Raw genomic sequence first — 15625 nt, 5'->3', positions numbered from 1 at the left:
ATGGATTGATTTAACCGGACGACAATAATCAATTCGCTTAGTTAGCAGCCTGAAGCTCTCGTAGCAGCGGGAAAGCTTGGCTTATATTGTCTTTAGTAACGACGAAACCGGTCAGGTGCTGGCTATGATTGTAGGCTCTGGCCAGAATGCCGTGCTCGTTGATATTCACCTGCCAACTCGCTGCGGAGTCACAGTTACCACCAGACTGGATCGGATAGCGAGGAGTTTTCACTTTAGTCATCATGGCTGGAAGGCTTAGCTCTCCTGTACTGGAAAGTAACTGACTGGCCAGCACATTTGCACTGAGTACAATAGGTTGCATACATGCCATCACCTTGCCGTTAATTTCGGCGCAATCCCCAAGGGCGTAGATATTGTCAACCGAAGTTCGCAGTGTCTTATCAACAACAATGCCTCGTTGCACCGTTAACCCGGCTTTTTTTGCAAGTTCTGTGTTGGGTACCAGTCCTGCGGCAGAGATTATGCAGTCAGTTTTGTAGCGTAAGCCGTTTCTGGTCGTGGCAACTAGACAGCTTTGGTCATATTCAACACTGATGACATGGTCCAGACAGTCAATCTGGACCCCATCGTTCCGTAACTGCTGTTCAAGGGCTGTAGCGACAAAGTCAGGTATCATGCTGGCCATAAGATGGGGGCTCGGATCCAGTATCTGTACTTTCTTACCTGCGGAACAAAGATCCATCGCCAGTTCAGTACCAATAAGACCGCCGCCCATGATTAAGATTCGTTGTGCCTGTGTAACACGTTGTTCAGAAACACGATATTCTTCTAGGCTATTGAGCGTAATAACTTCTGCAGTCGCATCACCAGTCAATATAGGAATAAAGGTTTTGGCGCCGGTTGCTAAAACAAGCCTGGAGTAGTGATAACAGATGCCATTAGCGGTAATGGTGTGATTGTCGGTATCAATCTTATCTACTCTGGTATTGGCAAAGATCTCAATTTTTTGCTGGGTAGCAAATGCTTTTCCCGTCATAGTGATAAGGTCACTAGCTCTTTGCTGGCGGGTAAACACGTGGCTCAGATCCGGTTTGTTGTACTCGTCCCCGTTATCAGCGGTAAATAACTGGATAGGCATATCGCTATTTTTACGACGAAGTGTTTTTATCAGTTGGTAAGCGGCAAAGCCGCTCCCAATAATAATCAGAGGAGGATACATCAGGCTGCCTCCTGGTCATTGTTCGCATGTTTCGCAAAGACTTCCTTACCCAGATTGCACTCTGGACAAAGGAAATAGTCTGGTACGTTGTCCCACTGTGTACCAGGTTCAACGCCCTGATTGGGTTCGCCAATTGCAGGGTCGTAAATCCAATTACACACAGTACAAATCATGCACTGGCAATTTGTCGGGTGTACCTTACTGTCAGAAGGTTCTGCCAATTCACTTGGTGCAGGTTTTGTCTCTATCAGTGTTTCGTTATTCAGTGCCCACTGCTTCGCAAGCTGACGGCCGTGTTCACGACATTCACGCATAGCTTTTCCATCTGGGCGCCATTTGGTTTTCAGGCTTAAGGCTGTTTCAAATCCTGCATCGGTCAAGCGGGCATGAATGCGGTCAACGGCACCTCCGTTCCAGCCATAACTGCCGAATGCAGCTGCTTTCTTGTTTTTGAAGCGCAGGCCTGTGATCTCTTCCAGCATACCGGCAATTTTGGGCATCATTACATTGTTCATGGTGGATGAGCCAACGAATATTCCTTTGGAGCGGAACACATTTGCCAGAATTTCGTTTTTATCGTGTTTAGATACGTTAAATACTTTTACCGCCACTTGCGGGTCAATATCATGAATTCCCTGAGCAATTGCATCGGCCATCATGCGGGTGTTGTTAGACATTGAGTCGTAGAAAATGGTGATCCGCTCTTCCTGATAGTTGTCTGCCCATTCAAGGTACTGATGAACAATTTGAGTCGGGTTATCACGCCACACGATACCGTGGGAGGTGGCGATCATATCCACAGGTACATTAAGGCTTAGAACTTCTTTGATTTTCGCTGTCACTAGGTTGCTGAATGGCGTCAGGATATTGGAGTAGTAACGAAGGCACTGATCCATCAATTCGTTTTGATCTACCTCATCGTTAAACAGGTGCTCATCGCAGTAATGCTGGCCGAAAGCATCATTACTGAATAGGACCGCATCGTCTGTCATATAGGTCATCATACTGTCAGGCCAGTGCAACATTGGGGCTTCAATGAAGATAAGTTGTTTTCCGTTACCGATATCAACACTGTCGCCAGTTTTGACGGTTTTGAAATTCCACTCTGGATGGTGGTGATGTCCGACAATAGAGTCGATTGCTGCTTCAGTACAATAGATGGGAGTTCCCGGTATTTTTTCCATCAGTGCAGATAGAGCACCTGAGTGATCTTCCTCTGCATGGTTTACCACGATAAAGTCGATATCATTCAGATCTATCTCCATCTCTAGGTTCTGTAGGAACTGGTAGCTAAAACGGTGATCAACCGTATCGATCAGTACGGTTTTCTCTTCACGGATCAGGTAACTGTTGTAGCTGGTTCCTTTTGTCATTTTATATTCTGTACCATGGAAATTCTGAACTTCCCAGTCACGTTGTCCAACCCAGTGAATATTGTTTTTTACATGAATCGTCATCTTTTTACCCTAAATCAGTTGTGAAGGTTTGTCTTATAAGGGCATGAAGCGTGCCAAAAAATTATCCCTTTCATATCATCAAGATAACTTTATCAGCTTATTCTTTTTGTCATTTTGATATTTTATTGCAGTTATCAATATGATAATAATATTGTCGTTTAGATAATTTTTAAGGGTGAGGATATAGTCATGGAACAGCTTGGTAACGCATGGGTACAGGTTGCGCTGGACATAACTTCCGGTATTTCTGATCAGGATAGGTTTGACCGACTACTTTCTACTATCCGCCATACTCTGAAATGTGATGCTTCAGCCTTGTTACTATTCCGCAATCAGCAGTTTGTACCTTTGGCGATTAATGGACTAAGTGAGGATGTACTTGGGCGCAGGTTTGATATTGAGAAGCATCCCCGCCTTGAGGCCATAGCTAGGGCTGGAGATATTGTGCGTTTTCCCCCCGATAGTGATCTGCCCGATCCCTATGACGGCCTGATACCCAATCATGAGGAGGAGCTCAAGGTTCACTCCTGTATCGGTCTGCCGCTAATGCTGGACGATCGTTTAATTGGTGCTGTTACCATCGACGCTTTTGATCCGGCTCAATTTGATTATTTTAACAATGATGATCTTCGGATTGTGAGTGCCTTGGCTGCCAGCAGCCTGAATACGGCCTTATTGATGGAGCAATTGGAACGGACTGCTGGGGTTGGAGCTGCATCCCCAAAGCGGTCAAGAAAACTAAATTACCCTGAAGAGATTATTGGCCAGTCTTCACCAATGCTGGAGCTTAAATCTCAAATTGATGCAGTGGCAGATACTGATCTCTCGGTACTGATCATGGGGGAAACGGGCGTAGGTAAGGAACTGGTAGCAAATGCGCTTCATAGCCAATCCCGTCGCTCGGACAATGCCTTGGTATACCTGAACTGCGCGGCGCTCCCGGAATCTGTGGCCGAAAGTGAGTTGTTTGGGCATGTAAAGGGGGCTTTTACTGGAGCCATTAGTAACCGTAAGGGTAAATTTGAACTGGCAGATAATGGCACCCTTTTTCTGGACGAAGTTGGTGAACTATCTCTTTCACTGCAGGCCAAACTACTCCGCGCTCTTCAGTATGGTGATATACAGCGAGTCGGCGATGACCGGAATATCAAGGTAAATGTCCGAATTATTGCTGCCACTAACCGGGTAATGCATGAAGAAGTGAAGCAAGGTAATTTCAGAGCAGATCTGTACCATCGACTGGGTGTCTTTCCTGTTTTTGTGCCTCCCTTACGAGAACGTGATAAAGACGTTGTATTGCTTGCTGGCTTCTTCGCGGAGCGATGCGCACATAAGTTAGGTGTCGCCAATATCAGCCTAGATGCGGCAACCCTGACCGTTATTCAGAATTACAGCTGGCCCGGTAATGTCCGTGAACTGGAACATGCGATAAACAGAGCGTCAGTGATTGCAAAGTCTAATACCCAATCTGAGCAGATAATTCTGCTTCCGCACCATTTTAACTTTTCTATTGAGATGACAAACCAGCACGTTATTGACTCCCTGCCGGTTGACGGTGGGTGGGTAACTAATACAACTGAGTATCTGCACCTAGGATTAAAAGAGGCCATTGATCTATTTCAGACACAGCTTGTGCAGAGTGCTTATCTGGAGAATGATAAGAAGCTAAGTGCTACTGCAGAGCAGTTGAAAGTCAATCCGGGTAATTTGCACCGGTTAATGAAACGTCTCAACTTAAAATAACGATTTTGTAACCATTTGACACTAATTGAATTGGTCTACAATTTCGTATCATTCAAGTTCCTCGTGACGTAATTGGAATTTTCCACAGCTAAGTTTAATACATTAAACCAGTGTTCTTTCTGCTCTCCTTGATCTAGCTGGCTGTTGGCCCTTAGACGACTCGCTAGTTCTTGGAACGTCGGAATATCAAAGGACGATGCTCATGGACAGAGTATTTGGAACGAAAACCTTCGTAATGGAAATCTATTGGCAGCACCAAGCCTATGCTATCTACCAACGCCGTAATAGCGATGGCATTTATGTCCCTAACTCCGTTTGGTAAGGCCTGAGATTACTCAAATATTCATGCAATCAAGAGATGTCTTAATAACATGCAGATTTTGTTGTGCTACAAAAAATGCCGCAACGCATCATTACTTCAGTGAATCCCACCGTCACCTGATGAGAAGCCGTGGCAAGCCTGTTCGACTCGAATACAACAAGACGCCCAACTAATTTAGTTAAGCGTCTTGTTATGTTTGAGCTGCTTTATAATGTTAAAAAGGGACTGCTCATGCTCCCTTTAGCTAAATGGTTTATACGCCGCCAGAACCAAAAGCTTCCGCGAAAATTTGCGTTTCTGGTACACCGTGGGCTTTTAACTCTGAAAGATAATGACGCATAAACGCAGCAGGACCGCACAGGTAATACTCTGCATCATGTGGTGCTTCAGGTAGGACATCGGTTAACGCAAATGGTGCGGGGCTGACATGTTGATCCTGTGCGTCAGTTTGATCATAGAAGTAATGTACTTTTGCCCCTTTTTCGGCCAATGAATCGCTGACGTCTCTAAACGCATGTACGTGACGGTTACGCGCTGAATGTACGAAATGGATATCACGTTTACCTTGTTGTGCCAACGTACGAGCAATAGCAATCATTGGTGTAATACCGACACCTCCGCTAAGCAATACTACTGGACGTTCGGAAGATTGTTGTAGGACGAATTCGCCAGCTGGCGCAGATAACTCAACAATCTGACCCACATCATATTGGCTGTGAAGCAGGTTGGAAACTTTGCCTTCGGGTGAAGTTTCTCCGGCACCTTGGCGTTTAACTGAAATACGCAATGCACTACCACCGGCAATATCTGACAAGCTGTATTGGCGAGGTTGGAAAATCCCTAACTCTTCAACATATACTCGGACGCTAATATACTGGCCGGGTTGATAGTTCGGCAGACGGCCTCCATCAATAGGTTGCAGATAGAAAGATGTTATTTCGTCACTTTCAGGCTGTTTGCGCACGATACGGAAGGGTTTCCAGCCACTCCAACCTCCAGTGTTATCAACACTTTGCTGATAAAGCGTATTTTCCAACCCAATAAACAATTGTGCTAATTCGCCATAGGCTGCCGCCCAAGCATCAATCAATTCGGCGGAGGCCGCGTCGCCGAGGACTTCTTGAATACTGGTCAATAAATGTTTGCCAACAATCGCATAGTGCTCGGCGCGAATACCTAAGCTCACATGTTTATGGGCAATACGTTCGACCACAGGGAGTAATACTGAGGGATCATCGATATGTTGAGCGTAGGCTAGCACGGCACCTGCCAGTGCTTGTTGTTGACGACCTGCGCCCTGATGCCCCTGATTGAAGATGTGTTTTAGTTCGGGATTATGGCTTAGCATCCGCTGATAGAAATGGCTAGTTAAGGCGACACCGCTGCTTTGTAATACTGGTATAGTCGCGCGAACCAAAGCTTTTTGCTGTTCATTCATAAACTTCAACTCCTGAAAATGAAAATGCAATCACCGAGATGTGATGCCAAAGCAGTGACGTCATTACGGGTTAATTCATACTGAGGCGTTCACTGTTCTGCTTGGTCTATATCAAACGACGTGCCAAGTGTTAATTAGTTGAAATATATAGAAATGAATATTTTTATATGGTGAATTTCACCCTATAATTATAGGTATAATTTACCATTAGGGTAAAATGAACCATGTTATTCCCATTAGATTTTCGTGACTTAAAGCTCGAGTTGTCACCGCCGGTTCGTTTACAGCGTTTCGTTGATCAGGTTCAACAGTTGTTAGACTGTAACGCAGTCGGACTGCTACAACTTGATGGCGACATTCTGAAACCTGTGGCTCTCGCAGGTTTAGTGACTACAACCAGTGGACGCCGTTTTGCAGTGGCTCATCATCCACGGTTGTCGGCTATTTTATCGCAACGCAAACTAGTACATTTTGCTCCCGACAGTGCTCTACCAGATCCCTATGATGGATTGTTAGCTACACAGCAAGGAGTGCCGCTGCCGGTACATGACTGTATGGGCATTAGTTTATGGCCCGATGGTAAATGTTGGGGGGTGTTAACGCTTGACTCCCTGTATAAAGGCCATTTTAGCGCCGAGCAGATAGCGTTCATACCGCAACTTGCGGTGTATTGTGAAACCATCCTAAGAGTTAATCGACTTGAAAGTGAAATGCGGGCATTACGACAGTTTGATGAGCAACTGAAACAGGACAATGGTAGCATTTCCGCTAGTCAAGAGCTGATTGGGCAGCATCCACAGGTACAAAACTTATTGAAAGAGCTAGATGTTGTGGCGACTTCAGATCTACCTGTATTACTCCAAGGGGAAACGGGCGTTGGTAAAGAGCTATTTGCCTGGCGCTTACATCAGCGTTCCCAGCGTAAAGTTGCTCCAATGATCCACGTCAATTGTGCTGCTCTGCCGGAAACATTGGTTGAAAGTGAGTTGTTCGGCCATGTCAAAGGTGCATTTTCTGGGGCCGCATCAGAACGTGCTGGTCGCGTGGAATCTGCCGATGGTGGCACGTTGTTTCTTGATGAAATAGGTGAGCTGCCGTTGACCGTTCAAGCCAAGCTATTGAGAACACTACAAAACGGTGAAATCCAGCGCTTAGGCGCAGATAAACCAATAAAAGTAGATGTGCGTATTGTTGCCGCCACGAACCGGGACTTGGCAGAGATGGTCAAACGAGGAGATTTTCGTGCCGATTTATACCATCGCCTGTCCGTGTATCCGGTGGTCATTCCGCCACTAAGAGAACGCGGAGATGATATCCTGTTATTAGCGGGTTATTTTGTGGAATTGAATCGTAGTCGCTTCAGTTTTCGCAGTTTACGTTTGGCACCTGCGACGGAGCAGTTGTTGCAGCGCTATCCATGGCCTGGGAATGTACGTGAGCTAGAACATGTTATCAGCCGAGCAGCTTTGCGTACAGTAAGTCAAGGTGCCAATAAGACCGAAATTGTGACCATTGAACCGCGTCATTTGGATCAAGAATTGCTTACGTATCCTCGTGATTTTAGTCAAGCTCTCGATAGCACGTCGCCTGAACCGTCAGTGCTCTCTGGACGTTCATTAAAGGACAGTATCGAAGATTTCCAACGTCAGTTTATCCAACAGACTTTGGCAGCAACACAAGATAATTGGGCGGAAGCAGCCCGTTTATTAAAGCTTGACCCTAGCAATTTACATAAGCTCGCGAGGCGGCTTGGGCTGAAATGACATTTTTAAACATAATCAGTGTTAAAAAGTTGCAGAGGCATGAAGAAAATCCAGCTTATTCCCCATCCCTAAATATCAGGATGGGGAATATCATGCAGTTAGTTAGTAACCGCGCTGGGCAACCGGATCCCAGTGCTTATTGATTTCTTCCTCAATGAACGCCTTTTTCTCAAGGACTAATTCTGCTTCATCTATCCCCACGGCTTGTTGGGCTTTGGCTTTGCTACTGATGTCGGGATAATAGACATGCTCGACTTTGAGTTGCTTCAATATTTTTGACAAAGAGCTACGTGCGCTCTTTGCCTGTTCGATAGCTTTATTGAGCAGCTGTCTACCTTCCTCTGGGTTATGAGCGTAAATTCCGTGTGATGACATGGCAAAATCCCAGCGCCATTGGCTGTGACGAATGTCCATTATGGCGTCATTCATCTGTTCCCAATTCGCGCCGGCGACCCATGCGGCTTTGGCCTCATAGTGCGCCTTAACCAGTAGTTCTTCTACGTCTTTTGCCTTAGCATTTATCTCGTGCTTCAAGTTCGTAAGGCGTTGCTTCATTTTTTCTTGGCTGCTATGACAGCCTTTGCAACTGCTCTTAAAGTAGGGCATGGCCTTATCAACTTTATGGTTAGTAAATGCTTTACCATTTTCATCGATTGCTTCAGGCATGTGACAGGTGACGCAGGTTACACCAAGTTCCGCATGTTTACTGCGATTCCAGTGTTCATACTCTGGATGACGAGCTTTAAGCATTGGCGTTTTTGAAATCGGATGGATCCACTCATAGAATCGACGAGTGTCGTAATATTTTTCTATGTCATCAGCGGAATTACCAAAGATCCAAGGGATGTTAACAACATTGCTCTTTTCTGGGCGAAAATAATAAGTAACGTGGCATTGCCCGCAGACTTGAGCACCTTGAACTGTGGCACTTTGCTGTTCAAAGGGTTGATGGATTTTGGCCATCGCGTCACGGGCGTGAGGGCGCGGCAACGTTAGCTTTTCTGAGCCCGATTCATGACAGTCACTGCAATACACCACATTTTTTATTTCAGAGCCTAAATCGGTAAAGTTTTTCGCTGCATAACCTTCAAAGCCAAGTTCGCCTATCAGGCGTGGCGCATCCGGAGTTTTACATGTCCAGCAACTCGCAGATAGCCCTTTCTCTCCTGCCTTTGGCGCAACGCCGGTTCGGAGTGTATGACTCACGTCGGCTACAGCAAATTGATGGCCACGAGGTGTGTGGTATTCCTTGGCGTACGAAGACCCTGCCCAAAGAATGACATTTCGCGGGTTGTTTGCTAGTACATCTTCTCGCTCTGATTGCTCCTGCGTTGCTTCCCACGTTTTGTACTGCTTTGGGTAGGATTTAGCTATATCAGTTGTTCCATCGGTTGCAACAGCATTGCCGGAGGCACCAAGCAAAATGAATAACCACAGTTTTAGGTTCAGAGGCGACATTATTTTCATAGATGGTCTCACGTTCAATTTATCCAAAGTGTTTTGCATCATCCTGGACGTCCATCAACTCTTGGACGCGTTAAAATCTTGGTGTAGTGGTACACAAAAATGGCAAATGAACCAAACCAGAACACTGCTGCAAACCATAGCCAAAGGTGGGTTTGGCTGGGAAAGTAAATCGGCATGATGGCTCTAAAAATTGCAGCCAAAGGCAGACAGATAAATGCGATTCGCATGTTGGGTCCTTGGTAGATATTCCGCCCAGTGTGGCCGAGTGAAACTCGCGAAATCATTGATAGGCAAAGCATTGCCATGCCGCCAATTGCGAATAAGTGTAGCAGACAGCGATAAGCAAATTCGTCGTTAAAATACCAGCTCATCATCAGTAAGCTTATTGGCAACGTAAAATAAGCAATGTGTAAGGACCAAAGCAGTGGTTCCCTGAAAGATTTTAGCGGCATCCAGCGAGAAGCTCTGATCAGGTGGAGTACACCCGCAATGAATAGCAGCACTTGGATAAATGCACTTGGTAATAGCTCGAATAATGCTTGTAAAACCAGCGTGAGCATGATCAGTAATAACGGATATTCTACCCAAGGTAATGCGGGTTGCTTGATTGCATTCAATCTCATTGCAGTAAAGAAGCCAATCACTCGACCGCCAACAATCGTGATCAGTAACGAAAGCCACCAAAGCATAGACTGCCAAATTTGGTGTGCCAGAATAAAATCACGGACATACAATGAATAGTAACTGAGAATATTGATACATAATGCGACAATAATCATCAGTGGAAATCCAATATTGCGCCACTGTTTTACCTTATAAATACTCCTCCATAAGGTGGAGCCAACTATTCCTAAAAATAGTATGTCGAATACGGCGGGCAGAATAATGGGGAGCGGTGTAGGGATGAGCAAGCTCAAGCGTGCCAACGCCCAACAAGAAAATGTTAGCGCTAATGGCCAATTTTTAAGAGATGGCTGATTTGTCCAGTTTTGTACTGCTGTCAGCAAAAATCCTGACACAATTGCCATGGCAAATCCGAATAGTAATTCGTGGGGGTGCCACCACAACGGTAGGATTGGCGACCAGAATGTATCTTCAAATAAGGAGTATGATGGTAAGAGCCAAGTTATCACCCACAAAGGAATGTAGAGAGCAGCAATAATCGCCCCACCAAGAAAAAAGGGCCGAAAACCTAAGCGCCAAATGGCCGGTGTTTTAGCAACTTTGCTTGGATCATCAATATTCAACATGTTCAGTTACTGCCAAAACCAAAGGTGTATATATTATGCAGCTTATTGTTTTGGCATCACCATACCAAATCTAGGTTCCAATTTTGGTATCAACATCTCACTTTGATACGACCATTGAGATTTGGGATATTTCTATCGATCCGGTGAATACTCCAGATGACCTTTGGCTCTCAGGGAATAACTTGTACTACTCAAAATACTCTCGTCAATTAATTATGTTTGTGTTTAGCCAAGGAAAATGTTCGCGAAATATCATTAGCTCGCTTTGGATAATTTCTTTTTCAACTTTGATTTCAAGTTGTCCGAGTTCATAAACGTAGCTGTTGGAGTGCCATGTGCGGACGTAGTCGAAAAGTGTATCCATACAAACTGGTGCTTCCTGCGGAATAGTTAACGCTAATGTCTTCATAACGTTTTCTCCGTCACGGAAATATCACAAATTTTTAAGGTTTTGTATCGTAAATGTAAAGATTGTGTGTTTTTGATACAAGATTTTTTTGGCTTTAATAAGTAAATTTATCTCTTTGTGGGTACAGCGTAAGGACTACAAAGTGGTGCGTTTTAAACAGCATAATTTCAAGAGCTACAAGTCGCCACTTGATATGAGACGGCGGTTACTCATTCTGACCAAGTTGTACTAATGCTACAAAGTGACCAAATGTAGGGTGTGGAAATGCAGAGTGCCCGTTTAACGGGGTTTCATCGCTGTACAGAAGTTAGTGGCCTTGAACAGTTTTGGGTACATCCGTTGCCCTTAGATTGTCTGCATTGACATTCACGACAGGGAGCGTCAGTAATAGGCTAAAATGCCAAATCGGATAATCAACAATGTGGTCGATATTTAAAAGCTTTTTCTTTCTTGGCTGGATTAGCTTTGGTGGACCGGCAGCTCATATTGGCTACTTCAGACAGTATTTTGTGGAAAAACACAAATGGTTGGAAGATAGTGAGTATGCTCAAATCGTTGCGCTCAGTCAGTTCTTACCGGGACCAGGCTCTAGTCAGGTCGGCTTTGCACTTGGCTATAAAAAAGGTGGTTTATCCGGAGCAATAGCTGCATTTTTAGGCTTTACCTTACCGTCTGTCACTATCATGTTGCTATTGGCAATGCTCAGTCGTCATTTTCTTGATTCAGAAGTATATGAGAGTGTCGTTCATAGCCTCAAATTGTTAGCGGTTGTAGTGGTTGCTGATGCCGTTTGGGGGATGTATAGCAATTTCTGCAAAAGCCGACTTACTGTTGGCATTTGCATTGTTACTGCTAGCGTCCTGCTACTTGTACCGCAAATCAGCACTCAAATGATATTGCTGATGATTGCTGGATTGATTGGCAGTCGCTATCTGGTTGCTTCTGCTACTGCGGTAAGTGGATCATTTAAACCGTCAGTAATGCCACTGCTTCTATTTTTGCTCCTGCTTTTTTGCTTGCCGCTAACAACGCGATTTCACTCGCTTTTAGCGATATTTAGCAACTTCTTTTGGGCTGGTAGCCTCGTTTTTGGCGGTGGTCATGTCGTTCTTCCACTTCTCCAGGGATTGGTTGGTGAGCAGGTTTCTCAGGATGCCTTTATGACGGGCTATGCCGCAGCACAAGTTGTACCAGGGCCGATGTTCACAATGGCAACTTATATCGGTTATGTGATGTCTTCAGGCTCTATTATCGGAGCTCTGGTAGCAACTATTGGTATATTTATGCCGGGATTTCTGCTGCTGTTAGGCGTGTTGAGGAATTGGCAACTACTTGCAAGTAAACCAAGAATCGCGGGAGCAATTAAAGGGGTAAACGCCGCTGTAGTTGGACTTTTGCTTGCTGCACTATATCAACCAGTTTTTAGCAGTGCCGTTGGCACATTGACCGATGTTGCGTTGATCCTTGCTGGATTTTACATATACAAGAAGTTCAACTTATCACTACTTTGGACAATACTGTTTTTTGTTATGGCAGGTTCTCTGGTTTCATGATGAATAAAACACTAACGAAAGATGGTTGCACCGTCGGCATGGCTTCGTGTTCTTTGCGGATTAACCACTTCTGCCCCCAAACGTTTCTCAGCCCGTTATGTCCATATCTGTATGGCTCGATCTAGTTGACCAAATTTAAGTAATGCTACAGAGTGACTAGAGGAATGGTTGCAATTCAAAGGGAATGAGCATGATTACTTTATCGAAACGTCTTTTCAGCTTTACCATGTTAATTATTTGTATGGTCCTAATGGTACGGGTACAAGCTGCAACTGTAGAAGGAGCAACCTACACAATAATTTCCGACAACGGCTTTCGTGACGTAAAACGGAGTGTTGATGTGAGGCTGGATAAGAAAGTATCGGCAGAGGTGCTAAAAACGATTGCTCTAAAATTAAAGAATTCGGAGCTAAAGAAATATGAGAGGACTTTTATTGCTTACTATCTTCCTGATATGAAGGTTGGTGCTGGTGCTTGGGCAACAACTCATTTCGATCCTGAATTAGAAGTGAAAATCCTTGGCCTTACCGCTGATGAAGAAGATAAGATGGCGCGTGCCGCAAAAAGCTCATCCACCGATTCAGTAGGCATATGGATGGATGATAGGCCATACGCAGGCGCTACAATAACGATATATCGCAAAAACAAAAAACTATATTTGGAATCGAAATATAAGGACGGCAGCAGCTCCATAGAAGAGATGGCCGAATCCCGGACAGCAGTTGGCACAAAGCTTGTCGAAAAGGGGGGCAACCCTCATGGAGAGTATTTTTTGCTTGATAAGAACGGTAATTTACAAGCCGGCGGCAAAAATGGAATATTCCTGAAATACAAGAAAATAAAATGAATTAATCCATTGAAATCTTAATCCGAAACTAACTGCTCAGAACTAACAACTACCAACTTTGGACGTTCTCCAGCAAGTGGTGGGATATAAACTAGGACGGAGATTCCCCATCGTGATTCAGCATGTGATATTAGGCTGAATCTGACATACAAAGATTGACCAAATTTTAGTAATGCGACAAAGTTACTACATAAGCAGTTGAAGCAAGCTTGTACGCAGCCACCGCCAGCCAGCTTCAAGTGAGGAACAAACATTCTCAATGTTGGCGGAATAGGAGAGTTCAGATACAAGGACGTCAAATAGCCCATCACCATGCGCACCTCCTACATAATCTGCCTCTCACAAAACAAGCCACGGCAACGGACACGGAAAACCGCACCGTTGCGTTATGATCGTTAGATTTCAAAGGAAGCATAATGAGCCAATATTTCGATCAGTTAAAATCAAACCTTGAAGAACTAAAGCTGTTATCGGCAAAGGATGGCGCTATCGGCTTTTTTTCACAGGAGGCTCTTCGATTTCATTCTGTAGCCGGAACGATTCTGAGCAGCTTCAAAGCCGACACGAGTGCTAGTGTAGATGAGCGATATATCACGCATATTCTTTCTCGCTCACTAATGGAGAATTACTTTTGGCTGCTATACATATTTGATGATGCCGCAAAAAGGGACAGCAGATACCAAGAGCTCATAAATTCGTTTAAGCGAGATTACAACAAGCTGCTAAATGAGCCATTGCTGCCCCATAAAGATAAGCTTGAGCCTTCACAAACAGCATGGGCTAGTGCGCCAAAAGCAATGGATGTCAACAGCATGCTTGCGCAATTGACCAATAACTATGGTGATCGCCTTAGTTATTTATATTTCATCTACAGAGTCACGAGCTTTGATACGCATGGAAAAAATCTGAACAACATACTTCAAACAGCATTTGGAAAAACTGCTAACTTTCCGATTCTAGATATTGGTAAAGCTTTTGAGCTTGTAGCAAATCAATATCTCGTCACCTTAGCGGCTCTAAAGGCTGCAAATGAAATCTAACAAGGCGCTCGTGTAGGGCCTCAGCTTCGCTACGGCCCTACAGCTTGAGCGTTAGATTGCTCATAGGGTGATTGGATGTTCGAAGAAATTCTAAAACATGTTAAAGAGCAGTTGGATGAAAACTCTGAGTCTTATGAGCTTTCAGAGCTATTAGAAAGAAGTTCTTTATACCTTTATGAGCTAATGAGTGCTTCTGAAGACGAAAATGTAAAAGAGCTTAAATTAATCTCTGAAGAATTCAAGAAAAGGAACTATCTGAGGTGGAAGGATGGTTTTCAAAAACTAGAGATGCTTCGTCAAATTTCAATTGAAGCTGGCATGGAGTTTCAAAAGCATTTTTTGTCTATTCCCGAATATGAAACCGACCCATTGCTTGGCGTTTTAATGCGCCAGCATGCCAATGCTTGCCGTATTGTAGGGGAAATAATTCTGCTCCTAAAAGGGGGGTATCCTGATGGTGCTCTTGCAAGATGGCGCTCATTATTCGAGATTTCGGTTACTTGTTTGGTTATTAACAAGTATGGACGTGATGCCGCTAAAGATTACATTCGTCACGGACGAGTTAAGGCTGTTGAGGGGATGGAAGAGTACCAAAAGACAGCAAAAGAGATGAACCTTCAACCATATGATGAAAATGAAATATCGGCTGCTATAGCTTTGAAGGAAGAAATATCAGAAGGAGAAACACATTTTCATTGGGCTAGAAAATACGCAGGAGTTTCAAAGCTTGAAAAATTACGCGAAGATGTTGGGTTAGGGAAATGGTCTCACAACTATAAATTGGCAAGTAGGAATGTGCATGCTGACTACAGCGAAATGTTGTCATTGTTTGCAATGTCTGAAGCAAAACAAGATATGTTGTTAGTTGGTCAATCGAATTCTGGAATGGTTGAACCAGCACACATGACAGCTATAACCTTAGCGCAAATCACGTCGGCATTTTTAACAGCACATATCCATGAAGATAATGAGCTTGATTACACTAATTCAACATTGTTTCTGATGCTGATTCAGCGTTACGTTGATGCTGTCGGGGAGTCATTTCTAAAATGCTCAAATAAATCACAAACACAATCTAACAAGCCACTAAACACAGACACCGCAAGCGACGCAGGTTAGTGGAGCGTTAATCCATAGAAATTGTTATCCGAAATTC

The 15625-nt window shown here is 44.3% G+C and carries 12 protein-coding genes; 6 read left to right on the top strand and 6 right to left on the bottom strand.

The genetic code is table 11. The annotated features are described in order from the left end of the window. Positions 1 to 37: 37 nt before the first annotated feature. Positions 38 to 1180, bottom strand: coding sequence for an NADH:flavorubredoxin reductase NorW (gene norW, locus KDN34_RS12915; protein ID WP_037444834.1), 1143 nt, complete (start codon positions 1178 to 1180; stop codon positions 38 to 40). Continuing rightward, on the bottom strand, positions 1180 to 2637 hold the full coding sequence (norV, locus tag KDN34_RS12910; protein ID WP_037444836.1) for an anaerobic nitric oxide reductase flavorubredoxin: 1458 nt from the start codon (positions 2635 to 2637) through the stop codon (positions 1180 to 1182). Before norV ends, norW begins: the two co-directional genes overlap by 1 nt. A 189-nt stretch (positions 2638 to 2826) precedes the next feature. Between norV and norR (KDN34_RS12905) the strand changes: the two genes are divergently transcribed. Then, the gene (gene norR, locus KDN34_RS12905) at positions 2827 to 4380 is read left to right on the top strand and encodes a nitric oxide reductase transcriptional regulator NorR (RefSeq protein WP_037444839.1); all 1554 of its coding nucleotides are present in this window, start codon (positions 2827 to 2829) and stop codon (positions 4378 to 4380) included. Positions 4381 to 4955: 575 nt separating this feature from the next. On the opposite strand, the gene hmpA is transcribed toward norR (KDN34_RS12905), so the two are convergent. Next, complete coding sequence (gene hmpA, locus KDN34_RS12900) at positions 4956 to 6140, bottom strand: NO-inducible flavohemoprotein (RefSeq protein WP_133040659.1); 1185 nt, start codon at positions 6138 to 6140, stop codon at positions 4956 to 4958. A 224-nt stretch (positions 6141 to 6364) separates the two neighbouring features. Between hmpA and norR (KDN34_RS12895) the strand changes: the two genes are divergently transcribed. Next, positions 6365 to 7903 carry a nitric oxide reductase transcriptional regulator NorR gene (gene norR, locus KDN34_RS12895; RefSeq protein WP_133040658.1) on the top strand — a complete coding sequence of 513 codons (1539 nt, stop codon included), beginning with the start codon at positions 6365 to 6367 and terminating at the stop codon, positions 7901 to 7903. Positions 7904 to 8005: 102 nt separating this feature from the next. Here the strand turns inward: norR (KDN34_RS12895) and KDN34_RS12890 are convergent, their stop codons facing one another. The 3 genes from KDN34_RS12890 to KDN34_RS12880 all read right to left on the bottom strand — a co-directional run bounded on the left by KDN34_RS12890 (position 8006) and on the right by KDN34_RS12880 (position 11029). Further along, complete coding sequence (locus KDN34_RS12890; protein ID WP_407695807.1) at positions 8006 to 9361, bottom strand: ammonia-forming cytochrome c nitrite reductase subunit c552; 1356 nt, start codon at positions 9359 to 9361, stop codon at positions 8006 to 8008. Between the two features lie 47 nt (positions 9362 to 9408). Continuing rightward, complete coding sequence (locus KDN34_RS12885) at positions 9409 to 10620, bottom strand: NnrS family protein (RefSeq protein ID WP_037444848.1); 1212 nt, start codon at positions 10618 to 10620, stop codon at positions 9409 to 9411. Positions 10621 to 10825: 205 nt separating this feature from the next. Next, complete coding sequence (locus KDN34_RS12880) at positions 10826 to 11029, bottom strand: hypothetical protein (protein ID WP_037444851.1); 204 nt, start codon at positions 11027 to 11029, stop codon at positions 10826 to 10828. Between the two features lie 419 nt (positions 11030 to 11448). Between KDN34_RS12880 and chrA the strand changes: the two genes are divergently transcribed. From chrA to KDN34_RS12860, 4 genes are all read left to right on the top strand, one after another. Then, entirely contained in the window at positions 11449 to 12582 is a 1134-nt protein-coding gene (gene chrA / locus KDN34_RS12875) for a chromate efflux transporter (RefSeq protein ID WP_037444854.1), read from the top strand. Positions 12583 to 12772: 190 nt separating this feature from the next. Next, positions 12773 to 13429 carry a hypothetical protein gene (locus tag KDN34_RS12870; RefSeq protein ID WP_212594150.1) on the top strand — a complete coding sequence of 219 codons (657 nt, stop codon included), beginning with the start codon at positions 12773 to 12775 and terminating at the stop codon, positions 13427 to 13429. Positions 13430 to 13845: 416 nt separating this feature from the next. Further along, positions 13846 to 14469: a hypothetical protein gene (locus KDN34_RS12865; RefSeq protein WP_212594149.1), complete on the top strand. Its 624-nt coding sequence runs from the start codon at positions 13846 to 13848 to the stop codon at positions 14467 to 14469. A 75-nt stretch (positions 14470 to 14544) separates the two neighbouring features. After that, positions 14545 to 15588, top strand: a complete 1044-nt coding sequence (locus tag KDN34_RS12860; protein WP_212594148.1) for a DUF5677 domain-containing protein — start codon at positions 14545 to 14547, stop codon at positions 15586 to 15588. Positions 15589 to 15625: the final 37 nt, after the last annotated feature.

This window comes from Shewanella yunxiaonensis (assembly GCF_018223345.1).
In the GTDB taxonomy this organism is placed as follows: Bacteria; Pseudomonadota; Gammaproteobacteria; order Enterobacterales; family Shewanellaceae; genus Shewanella; species Shewanella yunxiaonensis.
Note: the sequence above shows the minus strand (reverse complement) of the source record. Positions and strands in the feature narration are given on the sequence as shown.